The sequence below is a fragment of the Sorangium sp. So ce117 genome (genome assembly GCF_051524395.1).
GTDB classification, from domain to species: domain Bacteria; phylum Myxococcota_A; class Polyangia; order Polyangiales; family Polyangiaceae; genus Sorangium; species Sorangium cellulosum_B.
In genome coordinates, this window is the sequence record NZ_CP150309.1 from 2506609 (window position 1) to 2520227 (window position 13619).

11 protein-coding genes are annotated in these 13619 nt (G+C 71.2%); 10 read left to right on the top strand and 1 reads right to left on the bottom strand.

Translation table 11 applies throughout. The features are described from left to right. Window positions 1-342 precede the first annotated feature (342 nt). From WMF46_RS09420 to WMF46_RS09445, 6 genes are all read left to right on the top strand, one after another. Complete coding sequence (locus WMF46_RS09420) at window positions 343-1305, top strand: serine/threonine-protein kinase (protein WP_437985307.1); 963 nt, start codon at window positions 343-345, stop codon at window positions 1303-1305. A gap of 405 nt (window positions 1306-1710) precedes the next feature. After that, window positions 1711-2961 carry a polynucleotide adenylyltransferase PcnB gene (gene pcnB, locus WMF46_RS09425; protein ID WP_437985308.1) on the top strand — a complete coding sequence of 417 codons (1251 nt, stop codon included), beginning with the start codon at window positions 1711-1713 and terminating at the stop codon, window positions 2959-2961. Window positions 2962-3091: 130 nt separating this feature from the next. Next, window positions 3092-4738: a transglutaminase-like domain-containing protein gene (locus tag WMF46_RS09430; protein WP_437985309.1), complete on the top strand. Its 1647-nt coding sequence runs from the start codon at window positions 3092-3094 to the stop codon at window positions 4736-4738. Further along, complete coding sequence (locus tag WMF46_RS09435) at window positions 4735-5181, top strand: NUDIX hydrolase (protein ID WP_437985310.1); 447 nt, start codon at window positions 4735-4737, stop codon at window positions 5179-5181. Before WMF46_RS09430 ends, WMF46_RS09435 begins: the two co-directional genes overlap by 4 nt. A 197-nt stretch (window positions 5182-5378) precedes the next feature. Continuing rightward, entirely contained in the window at window positions 5379-5672 is a 294-nt protein-coding gene (locus tag WMF46_RS09440; RefSeq protein ID WP_437985311.1) for a hypothetical protein, read from the top strand. 155 nt (window positions 5673-5827) lie between these two features. Continuing rightward, window positions 5828-6625, top strand: coding sequence for a TetR/AcrR family transcriptional regulator (locus tag WMF46_RS09445; protein WP_437985312.1), 798 nt, complete (start codon window positions 5828-5830; stop codon window positions 6623-6625). An 11-nt stretch (window positions 6626-6636) separates the two neighbouring features. Here the strand turns inward: WMF46_RS09445 and WMF46_RS09450 are convergent, their stop codons facing one another. Continuing rightward, window positions 6637-8640: a C1 family peptidase gene (locus WMF46_RS09450; protein ID WP_437985313.1), complete on the bottom strand. Its 2004-nt coding sequence runs from the start codon at window positions 8638-8640 to the stop codon at window positions 6637-6639. A gap of 137 nt (window positions 8641-8777) precedes the next feature. On the opposite strand from WMF46_RS09450, the gene WMF46_RS09455 reads away from it, so the two are divergent. The 4 genes from WMF46_RS09455 to WMF46_RS09470 all read left to right on the top strand — a co-directional run bounded on the left by WMF46_RS09455 (window position 8778) and on the right by WMF46_RS09470 (window position 13610). Further along, a complete protein-coding gene (locus WMF46_RS09455) occupies window positions 8778-9857 on the top strand; it encodes a geranylgeranyl pyrophosphate synthase (RefSeq protein ID WP_437985314.1) in 1080 nt (359 codons plus the stop codon). Window positions 9858-9976: 119 nt separating this feature from the next. Continuing rightward, complete coding sequence (locus WMF46_RS09460) at window positions 9977-10198, top strand: Franean1_4349 family RiPP (RefSeq protein WP_437534351.1); 222 nt, start codon at window positions 9977-9979, stop codon at window positions 10196-10198. After that, on the top strand, window positions 10195-12204 hold the full coding sequence (locus WMF46_RS09465) for a hypothetical protein (protein WP_437985315.1): 2010 nt from the start codon (window positions 10195-10197) through the stop codon (window positions 12202-12204). The genes WMF46_RS09460 and WMF46_RS09465 overlap by 4 nt, the downstream gene beginning before the upstream one ends. After that, window positions 12201-13610: an adenylate/guanylate cyclase domain-containing protein gene (locus WMF46_RS09470; RefSeq protein WP_437985316.1), complete on the top strand. Its 1410-nt coding sequence runs from the start codon at window positions 12201-12203 to the stop codon at window positions 13608-13610. Before WMF46_RS09465 ends, WMF46_RS09470 begins: the two co-directional genes overlap by 4 nt. Window positions 13611-13619 lie beyond the last annotated feature (9 nt).

Genomic DNA, 13619 nt, shown 5'->3' on the forward strand with positions numbered 1-13619 from the left:
GCTGCTGGGCGGCGCAACCCTGCGGTGGCGGTGTGCTGCTCGTCTGGCCCCGGGACCCTTGACCACGCCCGCTGCAGGCTCGACAAGGTCTGCGCGCACACCGATGACTTTGCGCGTCATCTCGCTGCGCCACGGTCCTCCTGTGGCGTCGGCCCGGTCGGTGGAGACGGTCGCGGCCGGAGCGCTGCGCTGCAGCGGGGTGCGCGATGCGGCCGCCGGATGGTACGGGCGCGAACCTCTCCTGGCTGCGCGCAAGCTGGCCAGCGCTCTCTTCTGCGCCGCCGTCGCGTCCGTGTGCCCTCCGTGCCCTTCGGCAGGCGCGACTGCGCTACGATCGATCCCATGCCTTCCGCTCGCGTCGCCGCTGAAGCGCTCGTGGGCAAGCTCCTCTGCGACAAGTACCGCGTCGTGCAGCTGCTCGGCAGCGGCGGGGTCGGGCACGTCTACCTCGCGGATCGCGTCGGCAGGCCGCGTGAGGCCGCGACGTCGCGCGTCGCGGTCAAGGTCCTCCGGGCAGAGCTCCGCGACGATCCGCTGCTCGTCGCGCGGTTCGAGCGAGAGGCCGGCGCGGCGTCGCGCGTCCGTCATCCCAACGTCCTCTGCGTCGATGCGCTCGAGCGCGCCGGCGACGCGCCGTGCTTCGCGATGGAGCTGCTCGTCGGGCTCGATCTCGCCGACACGCTGACGTTCACCCGAGCGCTCGTCCCGTCTCGCGCGGTCCGGATCGCCGCCGACCTCGCGTCGGGCATCGACGCCGCCCACCGCGCCGGGGTGATCCACCGCGACGTGAAGCCGGAGAACGTGTTCCTCGTGCACGCGGCGGACGGGCGCGAGATCGTCAAGCTGCTCGACTTCGGCTTCTCGTTCATCCAGGGCCAGGGCGCTGAAGGCGCGCTGCTCCCCCGGGTCGTGGGGACGCCGGAGTACATGGCGCCCGAGCAGGCGCAGGGCGCGCCGGCGTCGCCCGCCGCCGACGTCTACTCCCTGGGCATCGTGCTCTACGAGATGCTCGCGGGCCGTGTCCCCTTTCAGGGCCCGTACCCGGCCATCGCAGAGAAGCACGGGCGCGAGCCGCCGCCGCCGCTGCACCGGGTACACCCGGGGCTGCTCATCTCGCGCGAGCTCGACGCCGTCGTGCGCAAGGCGCTCGTGAAGGACCCCCGCGGCCGGTTCGCCTCGATGGCGGAGCTGCGGCATGCGCTGCTCGCGACGCCCGAGGCCCGCGCCGGGACGTCGTCCGCCGTTCCGCCCGACGCCGGCGCGTCGCCGCCCCCCGGCGTCGGGCACTGGGGCACCAAACCGTGAAGCCCGCTCGCTCCGGAGGCTTCCGTCGGCCTCCCTGCGCCTCGGCTTTGCTCTCACGGCGAAGCCCTGCTAGACGGCCGTTACCATCTCTTGTTCCGGGCGACAGCCGGATCCGCTCGTCAGGCCGACACTGGCCACGGCGAGCGAGCCGGCGCGGTTCGGAGGTCCGCGGGCGCGGGCCTCATCTGCGCGGGTCGGTTCTCCAGCGAGTACTGGAATCCCAGAATCGCGCGCCAGTCGTCCTCCACTCCCTCCAGGCTCTGCCTGGCGCTTTCTCGGTTGCTGACTATGGGTCGCGCGACCCCATCACCTGATAACGGCACAGCGGCGTTTCAAGACGCCGAACTCCCGATGTACGAGAGCCGCAGCGCCTTCGGGCCACGCGCTGGGCCCGAGGGCGAGCTCATGCCGACGGACACAGGCGTCCTCGATGAAGATCCGTTCCGCGTCGAGCTCGTCGACGAAGACATCCCCACCCCGCGGCGCTACCAGGTCGTCTTCGACGAGGCGCGGATCGATCCGGACGTCCAGAAAGTCGTGCGACGCCTCGTACGCCACGGCTTTCAGGCCTACCTGGTAGGCGGCTGTGTGCGGGATCTGCTGCTGGATCGGCGCCCGAAGGATTTCGACGTCGCCACCAGCGCGCGGCCGGAGGAGGTCCGCGAGCTGTTCCGCAACTCGCGCATCATCGGCCGGCGGTTTCGCCTGGTGCACGTCCTCTTCCAGGGCGGGAAGGTCATCGAGGTGGCGACCTTCCGCCGCAACCCGAAGGAGGACTCCGAGGACGGGAGCGAGCTGCTCATCCGCAGCGACAACGCGTTCGGCGTCGCGCACGAGGACGCGCTCCGCCGCGACTTCCGGATCAACGCGCTCTTCTACGACGTGGAGGCGCGGCAGATCCTCGACTGGGTCGGCGGCATGGAGGACGTGCGCCGCCAGGTGGTCCACACGATCGGCGATCCGGAGACGCGCTTCCGCGAGGATCCGATCCGCATCCTGCGCGCGCTCAAGTTCGCCGGTCGGCTGGGCTTCGCGATCACCCCCGACGTCTACGATGCGGTCGTCTACTGCCGGGACGCGCTCGCGCTCGCGGCGCGCCCGCGACTCTCGGAGGAGATCCTGCGCCTGCTGCGCGGCGGCCAGGCGCGCCGCACCATCTACCTCGCGTGGGAGACCGGGGTGCTCGACGTCCTCCTTCCGGAGGTCTCGGCGCTGCTCTACGACGATCGCGGCGATGACGGCCCCGGCCAGCGCCTCTGGCGCGTGCTCGACTACGTCGACCGGCGCACCGCGGCGGATCGGCCGCTCGACGACACGGTCCTCTGGACGCTGTTGCTCCTCGAGCCGATGAAAGAGGCCTGCGACGGCGTCCGCGACCGCGCGGCGGCGGTCGCCGATTTCCTCGAGCCTCTCATCGACCGGCTGGCCATCTCCCGCCGCTACGCCGACGGCATGCGGCGCATCGTCGCCGTCCTGCCGAGGCTCGCGGGGGGGCGCGCTGGCCGCTTCGCGCGGACGGACATCTTCCAGCCCGCCCTCGACGTGCTCGCCGCCGAGCTCACCGCGCGCGGAGAGTCGACGGAAGCGATCGACCGGCTGCGCTCCGCCCCGCACCCGCGGCGCCAGCACGCCGACGCCGCGCAGTTCCGGCGCTGACCGGTGATCGACGTGGGCGACGTCGACGCCGCCGGCGCGATCGAAGGTGGCCGTCGGGCAGGTAGCTGGCGGCAACCGACCAGCCGCCGTGGAACATCACCGGGGTTTCTGGTTTCATAAGAGGCCCCTGATGTCCTCTCCGGTCGCGCGCCTGCGCCCTGCTGCTCCCCCGGCTGTCCCCGTGTCCAGGCGCCGGTTCGGCGGCTCGGCGCGCAGCCTGCTCGTGTTCGCGCTCGCCTGCGCCGTGTCGCGGCTCGCCGATGCGCAGGCGTCGCTCCTGCACGAGTTCATCGCGCCGGATCCCGCGGAGGACGTGTCGCTCGCCACGACGACGCTCGACGGCGGGCTCCCCGCGGCGATCCAGACGCCGAGCGGCCTGGCCACGGCGCCCGACCCGCAGCGCCCGCCGTCGAACCAGCAGCAGGTCTACAGCAACGTCGGATCCGACGCCGGCCCCGACGCGTCCTACGAGCCGGATCGAGACACCCGCCGGCCGAACGTCGAGCGCTACGACGATCCGTTCTCGCCTGCGACCGCGCCGTTCAAGCGGCTGCAAGCGTACGACGCCGTGAGGGCGGACTACTCGCTCGTCGTCCGAGATCGGATCCTGAAGACCGTCAAGGCGGACAGCTCCGTCTCGGCGGGCGACGAGGCGTTCTACGGGGACATCGCGGTCGATCTCGTGCCCAACGAGCCGGTCCGGATCCCGACGGTCGGGCCGGACACGCGGCTCGTGCGGGTGCACGTGAACCCCGATACCCCGGTCGTCGTCCTGCGTGACGGCGCCGACAACTGGTTCGTGCGCGGCACGAAGAGCGCGCGCGTCCGGCTCATCGTGCAGCTCGCCATCGCCCGCGCGACCTTCGGCAGCGAGTTCGCCGACGTCGGCTGGAGCAAGCTCGAGCCCTTCCGCGGGCCGCAGGAGGCCTCCCACGAGGCGGCGTTCAGGCAGGTCGCCCAGGCGATCGGCATCTCGTCCGCGATGCGGCCGCGCGACGTCGTTCAGAAGATGGTCGAGTACTTCCGGTCGTTCGCCCCGTCGGACGACCCGCCCAAGGGGAACGGCGACATCTACCTGGATCTCGCGCTCTCGCGAAAAGGCGTCTGCCGCCACCGCGCCTTCGCGTTCCTCGTCACGGCCTTGCACATCGGGATCCCCGCGCGGATGGTCGTCAACGAGGCGCACGCCTGGGTCGAGGTCTTCGATGGCTCGCTCTGGCACCGCATCGACCTCGGGGGGGCCGCCCTCAACATGGACCAGGAGGTCGATCCGAGCCGCCCGCCGCATGTGCCGCCGCCGGATCCCTACAGCTGGCCGGAGCAGCGCGACTCGGGCCAGGATCTCGCCGACCGCACGCGCGCCGAGCAGGCGCAGCCGGGGCCCGCTGGCCCAGGGGCCGGGAGCAGCGGCGCCGCCGTGCCGCCGCCCCCTGCGCCCACGCCCACGAGCGACGCGGCCGAGCGCGCGGCGGAGAGCACCGACGTCGTCGTGACCGCGCTGGACAAGGACATCCGCCGCGGCTTTCCCCTCCACCTCCAGGGACAGGTCAGCAGCGCCGGGGCGCCGTGCGGGCACGTCCGCGTCGACGTGATCCTGACGGGGACCGCGGCGCCGCAGGGCGTGACGGTCGGCTCGCTGTCGACCGACGACCGCGGCCGGTACGACGGGGCCGTCGTGATCCCCGGCGATTTCGCGCTGGGCGAGTACGACCTCGCGGTCGCGACGCCGGGCGACGTCCGCTGCAAGGCCGGCCGCACGGAAGCCGCCGCCCCGTGAGCGACGCGCCGGCATGCGTCCCCTCGCCCCCGCGCGTCGCGGTGGGCGCCGTCGTCATCGATCGCCGGCCGGATGCGCCTCACGCGCCGCGCGTGCTCGTCGTCAAGCGCGCTCGTCCTCCCCTCGAGGGCTCCTGGTCGCTTCCGGGTGGGCGCGTGGAGCCCGGAGAGCGGCTCGCCGACGCTGTTGTCCGCGAGATCCGCGAAGAGACGGGCCTCGACGTCCGCGTCGGTCCCCTCGTGGAGGTCGTGGAGATCGTGGCGACTCCCTATCACTATGTGATCCTCGATTATCTGTGCGAGTCGATCGGAGGCGCCCTCTCTCCAGGAGACGACGCCTCCGAGGTGGCCCTCGTGCCCGTCCCCGAGCTGCCGGCCTACGGCCTCACCGACGTCGCGCTCCGCGTGATCCATAAAGCTCTGGCGATGGCGGCCGCCGGCTGAAACAGCGCGATCCAGGGAGCGCCCGACTTGGCGCGGCCGTGGCGTAGGTGGGATGTCGCAGAAAGGGCGACTCTCCATGTCGAACTTCCATTGTTGGACAGCGACAGCATTATTTTGCTGCCCTGCCGCTCACGACAATCGCCGGTGGCAGCGCTAGGTTAGATGTGGGTGCAGGGGTGAGCGCTGGTTCGACGATCATGAGGGGATTGGCGGTCGTCGTGGTGGCGACCGTGGTCTCTTCTCCTTTCTGCTTCGCGCTGCCCTGCAACGATGGCGCTGGCCTGTTCGCGCTGCCCGCGCCGCGCGTCGTGCGCGTCGCGCGCGTCTCGCGCGCCGCGGCGCCTCTCGGCGTACCCGAGGCCTCGGGCTGGCTCCCGGCGCGGGTCGCGCGCGCCCTCTCAAGGACCGTCTCGTGGGTGGCGCGTTCGGGCGTCGCCCCGATGTTCCTTGGTCTGCACGGGTTCGGTGTGACCGTGTCCGGCGAAATGTGATGAACGCGGCTACTGCGGCTGCAACATGCGTTTCGCTGCTCTGCTGAGCGAACGCTGCGAGCGCTGGTCGCGCCCGTCGGCTCGAATTCGCGCTGTGTGGTGATCGCTGAGTCTGGATTGCGGCGCTTCTGGAGACATCGTAGACCGGGGAGTCTATGAGCTCGACGCGGAGAGCGAGGAAGGAGGAGCAGAAGGAGGAGCGGCGACGGTTCATCATCGACGCAGCCTGGCAGCTGTTCCAGGAGACCCCCTATTCCGAGGTCACCATGGCTCAGGTCGCCGAGCGCACCAGGCTCGCCAAGGGCACGCTCTACCTCTACTTCACCACGAAAGAGGAGCTCTTTCTCGCGGTCGTCGATCAAGAGCTCGCGAAGTGGTTCCACGATGTGGATATCCATCTGACGCATTTCTGCGCCTCCCGCGGTGACGCGAGCGCGGCGCGCCCCCGGCCCTCGCGGGCCCGCCGCGGCGCGCCCGGGGCGTCTGCCGAGGACGCCTCGGCGAGCGTCGCCTCGATCCTGTCGACGACCCTCGCCGCGCGCGACGCGATGACACGCTTGCTCGGCATCCTCCACAGCGTGCTCGAGCAGAACGTCAGCTACGAGGCAGCGCTCCGCTTCAAGCTCTCTCTCCTGGGTCACGTCGAGCGCACCGGGGTGCTGCTCGAGCGGTGCCTGCCGTCGCTCGCTCCCGGCCATGGCGGCCCGACCCTCATCCGGATGTACGCCCTGCTCATCGGGATGCGCCAGGTCTGCGATCCCAGCGACGTGATCCGCGATATCCGCAGCCGCCCCGATATGGGCCTCTTCCGGATCAACTTCGGCGAGGAGATCTGCGCATCGTTCGCGCTCCTCCTGAGCGGCGCGAGCGCGCCGCCGCTCGCGTCCGGGCGGCTCGGCGCCCCGGCCCTCCGCGGGCTGAGCTCAGCGGAGCGGCGCCGCCCGGAGGGGTGAGGGGCGCGCGTTCACCACGGATCCCGCGCCGACATGGGCGGCAGGTGATCGGCGAACGGCTGGTTGAGGATGCGGGCGATGACGGACTTCCACGTGGTCATGTCGTTCTCGAAGTCCTCATGCCGCCGCGCCTCGGAGCCCTGGGGAGGCAACCTCGTGTTGGGCCCCTTGATCCACTCCGCCCTCGGAAACACGACGGGCCGGTCGTCCTTGGTCTCCGTGAGCAGCGAAAGGACGTCGGCGTTCTCGGGATCGAGGAGCCCCGCCTCCATGCCCAGCAGCGGGACGCCGCTCGTGCCGGGCACCCGCGGGCGCCGCTCGAGAGCGTTCGACACCAGGTAGAGGAGCGACCTGCCGTACACCTCGCAGTGGTCCTGGAGCTCCGCTTCGTCCGTGAGCGTGAACAGGGCGAACCGGCGCACCATGCCGCTCTTGATAGGCGGCATGTACGTGTCGCGGAACGCGTCGATGGCGCTCGCCGGCGCGAGCAGGGAGAGCGACTCGATGGGGAGCCCGAGCCCGAGCTGACCTCGCATCGGGCCGCCCTCGATCTTCTTGCCCTTCTCCGAGGTGACCAGCTGGACGAGCGGCGCGAGCAGGAACGTGCCGCTCGAATGGGCGACCAGGTGGAGCTCGATCTTCGGATCGCTGTCCATCAGCGACGCGAGGCGGCCGATCATCTCACGGAGGCCGCCGTGGTCGGCGTCCATCGTCGCGTCGCCCGCGGCCAGCTTCATGCGGTCCCACTCGGCCTTGCCGCCCATGCGGCGGACGAGCGGCTCGAGGGCGTCGTCGCGCCGATCGATCATGAACCCGAACGCCCTGGGATCGTAGCCGTCGTGGCGGCGCCCCTCCGTGGCGCGATGGAGGATCTCGAGGAGGCGCGGGTAATGGTCGGTCTCCCAGAGGAGCTCGATGGGGTAGATCTCGTGCCCGAGCAGCTTTGGCCGGAGGCGCGACATCCGGTTGATCGCGTCGATCTGCCGGCGCAGCCCGCCGCTCGCGATCAGGACGAGCCGGCGGCGCTTCCACGTCGCGGTCGCGCTCAAGAAATCCTCTTCCATGATGATACGGACGTCCTCCGACGACGTGCCGTAGGCTCCGCGCTGCTGGAGCTGGCCGTGCATGTCGACGCTGACGAGGTGCGGCCGCAGGCTGGCGAACGTCCGGCTGGTGGACGTGAGCGGGCGGAGCGAGCGCGCCTGGTTCAGGCGGATCGGGACGCCGAGCCGCCCGACCCACGCGTCGAAGCCGTATTGAAGCCAGTCGTCGTAACAGAGTCGACCGAAGCCGCCCTTGCCCCAGCCGACACCCCACGAGTTCTGGAGCCAGAAGCCCTCCGCGTCATACCCGATGATCGCGAACGCGTGACCTCCCCAGGGGGCGATGAAGGGGTTCGTCTTGTCGACCGTCGGGATGATGCCGTTCCTCTGGGTCCCATAATACCAGCCGTTGAACGGGATCAGCGCCGAGGCCGCGATGATCCCGACCTCCGCGAGGGCGCTGTGCATCGCCGGGAGGTCCCTGTGGTTCACCCGTTGATACAGGCCGAGCGGCCGGAGCATCCCGTCCACTGCGCGCTCCGGCGTGAGCGTGCCGTGGAGATCGTTCGCGTCCCACGGCCAGTGCTCGTAGGAGCAGATACCGTGTTTGTGCCAGCCCTTCATGGCGCCCCTCAGGCTGGATCCCCTCGCGTCGTCCTCGCCGGGGTACTCGTCGTAGCGGCGCGCCATCGTGTACACCATGTTCTGGCTGACGAGGCTGCGATCCGGCGAGACCCGGCGCCCGCGCAGCAGGTAGTGCGCCACGGTGGCGACCGTGAAGCCGGTGCAGCCGTTGTTCTTGCCCTGGTCGAGCACCGGCACGCCGTACTCCACGAAGCGCTCCGGGGGCATGATCGGAGGCACTTCCACCATCGTGGGGCGATAGAGGGTGTCGCGAAAATCGAGGACGTCAGCGCGCGCGTCGGTCGTGATGTCCGCATGACGCCCAGCGAAACGCTCGGAATCGATCATGGTTTCTGATCTCGTGAAGTCGCTGAGTGTCGCACGGGCGGCGCGCGGGGCAAAGTCGGCGGCGCCCGCCCCCTCGGACGAGGCTGCTCGTGCTAGCGTCGCCCGAGTCGGCGCCGCCAGCGCCGTCCGGAGGTGGGATGAGCGAAGACTGCCGCGCAAGGGGAGGCGAGGGCGCGCAAGGCGCCATCGAGGCGGCGCTCGAGGCCGAGGTGCTGCGGCGGCTCGCGTCGTTCCGGGCTCGGCTGGGGAGCGAGCTCGGCGCGCTGTTCGATGAGCTCGCCGCGCGCCTCAGGCTGTTCGAGGGGGAGCCAGGCGAGGGCTACTTCTCGCACCCGACGGCGCTCCCGGTGCTCGATCTGCCGCTCTGGGTCGCGATGCGTCCTGGCGGGTCAGCGCTTGCGCTGGACGCTGGATCGCCGGCGCTTCCGCCGCTCGCCGTCGACCTCGCCGAGGCGGCAGCGGTCGGGTACCTGCACGTCCGGATCGAGGACGATCTGCTGGACGAAGGGGTCGGTGAGCCTGGAGCGACGGTGCTCCTGTCCGGGGCGTTGTTCGCTCGCCATCAGGCGTTGCTCGCCCGCTCGCTGCCCGGCGGGAGCGCGTTCTGGGACCTCTTCGAAGAGGTCTGGCTCGGGTACGGCGAGGCGATGCTCCTCGAGCGGCGGCTCCACCGTGGCGCAGGCCCGCGGGACAGCGCCACGTTCCGGCAGGTGCTCGCCCGCTCGCGCCCGCTCGTGCTCCCGGCAGCGGCGGCCCTGTTCGCGCTGTCGCAGGCCGAGCACCTGGCTGCCTTCGAGGAGTTCGTCTCCGCCCTTGTCGCAGCGCATCAGCTGTTCGCGGACCTGCTGCACGCAGAGAAGGATCGTGCGTTCGGCAACACAACGTATGTGCTCTCCCGGCTCTGGGCGCTTGCTGAGGCGGGTGCGGCGTCGCCGAGGGGGGCCGACGTCTCCGGCAGGGGGCCTTGTAGCGCTCAGGAGATGCGCAGCGCCGCGGCCCTGCGCGCGCGGCTGTTTGCGCGCGGCGGCTTCGACGCCATCCTGGAGGAGGCGCGTTGTGAGCTGGCTCGCGCCGAGCTCGCCGCGGGGGCCCTCGGGCTACCGGAGGCTGCGCGGTTCTGCAGGGAGCGCGAGCAGTACATGGTCGCGATCCAGCGGCGGGTATTCCTCGCGTTCTTCGGCGCGCTCGCCGGCGAGCCCGCCGTCGCGCCGCGGTAACCGGTGTGTCGTGCGCGGACGCGACACCCCCCGAGGACGCGAGCACGCGCGGATGCGCCTGCTTGTACTTGCTCGCCGTTTGGAGGTCTCCTAGCCTCCGAGCGAGAAAGCGAGGAGTCGTGACGTCGAAGAAATCAGAGGCAGAGCTCATCGGTCGTGCCGTCGTGGATTCGAGCTTCCGCCAGCAGCTCCTTGCCGATCCCGAGCGCACCATCCAGGCGGAGGGGTACGACGTCGGCGCGGAGACGCTCCAGCGCATCCGGGATGCCGCGACCTCGACGCCCGAAGCGGTCGATGCGGCCATCTCGGCCGCGGCGCGTGAGGGCGGAGTCGGTATGTGACGCTGTCCCCGGCTGGAGGGGTGACCGCCGCCTGGCCATGGATCGACCCGGGTGACCGGGCTGTGTGCGGGCGCGCCTGGTCGGCGCATCTGTCATCCGAGGGGGCGCTCCAGCGCGGTGAAGCGGCGTGGGGAGCGCCTGCGCTCGATCGCAGCGTGGGCACGCCGCCCGGGTACAGCGTCCCGTGGGCCAGCTGGGCGCTGCGGCTCTGCGGGCGGGTGTCCGCGCGCGACGCAGCCGCGGACGCCGCCGTGGCGGTCGCCGCGGTGGCCGCCGGGGGCATCGAAGGCGCTCCTGACGCGCTCGCGCGGGGCGCGATCGCCGCGCGTCTCCTCGCGCAGCACGCGGACGACGCGCGCGCGCACGGGTGGCTCCTGGGCCTGGCCGACCTGGCGGAGGCTTCGTGGCGCGAAAACCCGGTGATCGAGACCGACGGCTCCGGCGCCATGGCGGCGCCCACCGCCGCCGGCGCGCGCGAGGCCGTGGCCCTCTGGACGGCGCCCGCGCTCGTCGCAGGCGACGATCTCGCGCCCGCCCGCCGCTTCGGAGAGGCCGTGGCCGAGCCGATCTGGCTGCTGGATGGGCTCGTGCGCCTCTGGATCGATCCGATCGCGCCTGATCTCGCAGCGCCGACGCTCACGCCGCTCTTCGCGCTCTGGCTGCGCGGCGCGGGGCTCGCTCCTCCGCTGCTCCGCGCGCTCTCGGGCGAGCGCGCGTCCCGCGTGCGCCGCGGCGAGATCCACAGCTTGCTCGCGACCCGCCCGTACCGCGCCGCGCTCGCGGCGCGCATGCGGGAGACGCTCGCGTCCGCACGTGAGGTCGTGGCCACCTCTCCTCGGACGAGCCCGAGCGCGCGCGGCCTCGCCGAGGCGCAGCGCGAATTCCTCGAGGCGCTCGGCGAGCGCCTCCGCTTCTTCGAGGGGCTGATGTCTTTCCGCGATCTTCTCGGCCCAGGCGCGGCGCTCGGGCCGCCGCGCGCGCAGGGCGAGCCGGCGCCGCCCGACGAGGCGCGCGCGGATCTGCAGGCGGCGGTCGCGTTCCTCCTGGACGCCGCGCCGTGGCGCGAGTCCTGGGAAGTGCAGCGCTTCGGTGTGCTCGGGTCGAGCGAGCAGCCGGTCGGGCACTGGTTCGTCCGGGCGACGATCCTGAGAGCGCTGATCGAGATCGGGGAGGTCGGGCGCGACGTCCGCGCCGACGCCGCGGCGTTGCTCGACGAGATCCCGGCGGGAGAGCTCCGCTACTTCACCGCGTTCGTTGACGTCCCGCCGGACGCCGACCTCCTTGGCATTGTGCTCGAGCTGGTCGCCGAGACGGGCGCCGCGAAGGAGCGGGCAGAGTCGTGGATCGAGGTCATGCTGGCCAACGTGGGTGAGGACGGCGTCGTTCCGACCTGGTTCTACCGCGGGCCCGCGGGGCCGACCACGCCGGGCGTGGCGTGGGCCGGCGACGACTGCGCGACCGTCCGGCTGAACCTGCTCGTGGGCCTGCTCTCGTTCGACGCGGAGCGGTTCGCGCGGCTCATCGACGCGAACGCGCGGCGCGTGCTCGACGCCGCCTCGGAGGGCGGCTTCGAGGGCGCTTGCTTCTACGACGCCTCGTACACGGACCTCGCGTTCCTCCGCTTCGCGCGGCTTTACCGGGGGAGGGCGGGGGACGCGCGGTGGGCCGGCGAGGTCGCGGCGGTCGAGGCCGCGACGCTGTCGCGGATGATCCGATCGCAGCGGCTCGACGGCGGCTCCGGGACGCCGCTCCGCACGGCCGCGTGCCTCGAGGGGGCCGCGATGAGGGAGCGGCCCGATCCGCTGCTCCTTGATCGAGGGATGCGTTACCTCGGCGAGCGCCAGCTCGTGGACGGCTCCTGGCCAGCGGAGCCGCTTTACCGGGTGCCCATGAAGCGCGGTCGCGAGGGGCACCACCAGGGCAGAGCGCTGACGACCGCGCTCTGCGCGCGTGGGCTCGCCGCGGCGCGGTCTCGGCTGCGACGCGGAGGGGAGCGGCGCACATGAGCATCGAGAAGTCGCCCGAGATCGTGCGGATCATGGAGGCGCAGGAGATGCGCGGCGAGCAGATCGTGAACCACATCCGGTTCGCGTTCGCGCTGCTCAGCGCCGCCACGCTCATGCACGTGTGGACGATCAACACGCCGGCCGCCAACCAGATCTTCGCGATCCTGACCGGCGGGTACCTCGCCTACTCGCTCGTGCTCTACGCGTTCTTCCGGCTGCGCCCCGGCGTCTACGCGGGCTGGCTCAAGTACGTGAGCATCTTCGTCGACCTCGCGCTCCTGACGCTCACGGCCCTGGGGAACGCGAGGAATCACTCCGGGATCATCGAGTACTTCACGAGCTACCTCGCGACCGTCTACGTGCTCTGGAACCTGATGTCGGGCTTCCGCTACAGCCTCGCGGCGTGCCTGTACTCGGCGGGGCTGTCGGCCCTCTTCAACTCCGTCGTGCTCGCCGTCACGGTCGGCTCCGGCGCGATCCCGATCAGCCCGGTGTCCGTCTACGGAGAGAACGCCATCAACATCGCGGACCAGTGCCAGCAGATCCTCTTCATCGCGCTCCCCGGCGTCGTCGCCGGCATCATCGCGCGGATGTCGCGCAACCTGGTCGTGCGGGCCGAGGTGGAGTCCATGGCCCGCCTCCGGCTCGAGCGCGAAAAGCAGGAGCTCGGCCGGTACCTGTCGAAGGATCTCGTCGACTTTGTCCTGTCCGATCCGAGGCGGCTCAAGCTGGGAGGCACGCGGCGGCACGTCTCGGTGATGTTCACCGACATCCGCAACTTCACCCCGCTCACCGAGTCGGTCGAGCCGGAGGCCGTGGTCTCGTTCCTGAACGAGTACTTCACGGAGATGGTCGAGATCGTGTTCCGCTACGGGGGCACCCTCGACAAGTACATCGGCGACGGGCTGATGGCGGTGTTCGGCGCGCCGCTCTCCGTCGAGGACGCGCCGAAGCGCGCCGTGATCGCGGCGATCGAGATGGTGCAGGCGCTCGAGCGCATGAACCAGCGGAAGCTCCTCGGCTGCGGCGAGATCCAGATGGGCGTCGGGATCGCGACCGGCACCGTCATCTCCGGCAACATCGGCTCGCTCCAGCGCATGGAGTACACCTGCATCGGAGATACAGTAAACACGGCCGCGCGCCTCGAGCAGTTCAACAAGGAGCTCGGCTCCAAGATCATCATCTGCCAGACGACGTACGCGACCCTCGACGACTGCGTCCCGGCGCAGCCGACCGGCGCGCTGAGCATCCGGGGCAAGAGCCGCCAGGTCCACCCCTACATCGTGGACCACATGGAGCTCTCTCCGGCGCGCCAGAGCGAGCTCCGGAGAGAGCTCCTCTCGAGGGCCCGTCCCATGGAATCGATGCCGCCGCGGGCGCCGGCCGCCCTGCGCGGCAAGGAGTAGCCGGAGGCT

Excerpts from the sequence above, each read along its gene's own strand:
- WMF46_RS09420 (WP_437985307.1), top strand. The coding sequence starts at position 343 with ATGCCTTCCGCTCGCGTCGCCGCTGAAGCGCTCGTGGGCAAGCTCCTC.
- pcnB (WP_437985308.1), top strand. The coding sequence starts at position 1,711 with ATGCCGACGGACACAGGCGTCCTCGATGAAGATCCGTTCCGCGTCGAG.
- WMF46_RS09430 (WP_437985309.1), top strand. The coding sequence starts at position 3,092 with ATGTCCTCTCCGGTCGCGCGCCTGCGCCCTGCTGCTCCCCCGGCTGTC.
- WMF46_RS09440 (WP_437985311.1), top strand. The coding sequence starts at position 5,379 with ATGAGGGGATTGGCGGTCGTCGTGGTGGCGACCGTGGTCTCTTCTCCT.
- WMF46_RS09445 (WP_437985312.1), top strand. The coding sequence starts at position 5,828 with ATGAGCTCGACGCGGAGAGCGAGGAAGGAGGAGCAGAAGGAGGAGCGG.
- WMF46_RS09450 (WP_437985313.1), bottom strand. The coding sequence starts at position 8,640 with ATGATCGATTCCGAGCGTTTCGCTGGGCGTCATGCGGACATCACGACC.
- WMF46_RS09455 (WP_437985314.1), top strand. The coding sequence starts at position 8,778 with ATGAGCGAAGACTGCCGCGCAAGGGGAGGCGAGGGCGCGCAAGGCGCC.
- WMF46_RS09470 (WP_437985316.1), top strand. The coding sequence starts at position 12,201 with ATGAGCATCGAGAAGTCGCCCGAGATCGTGCGGATCATGGAGGCGCAG.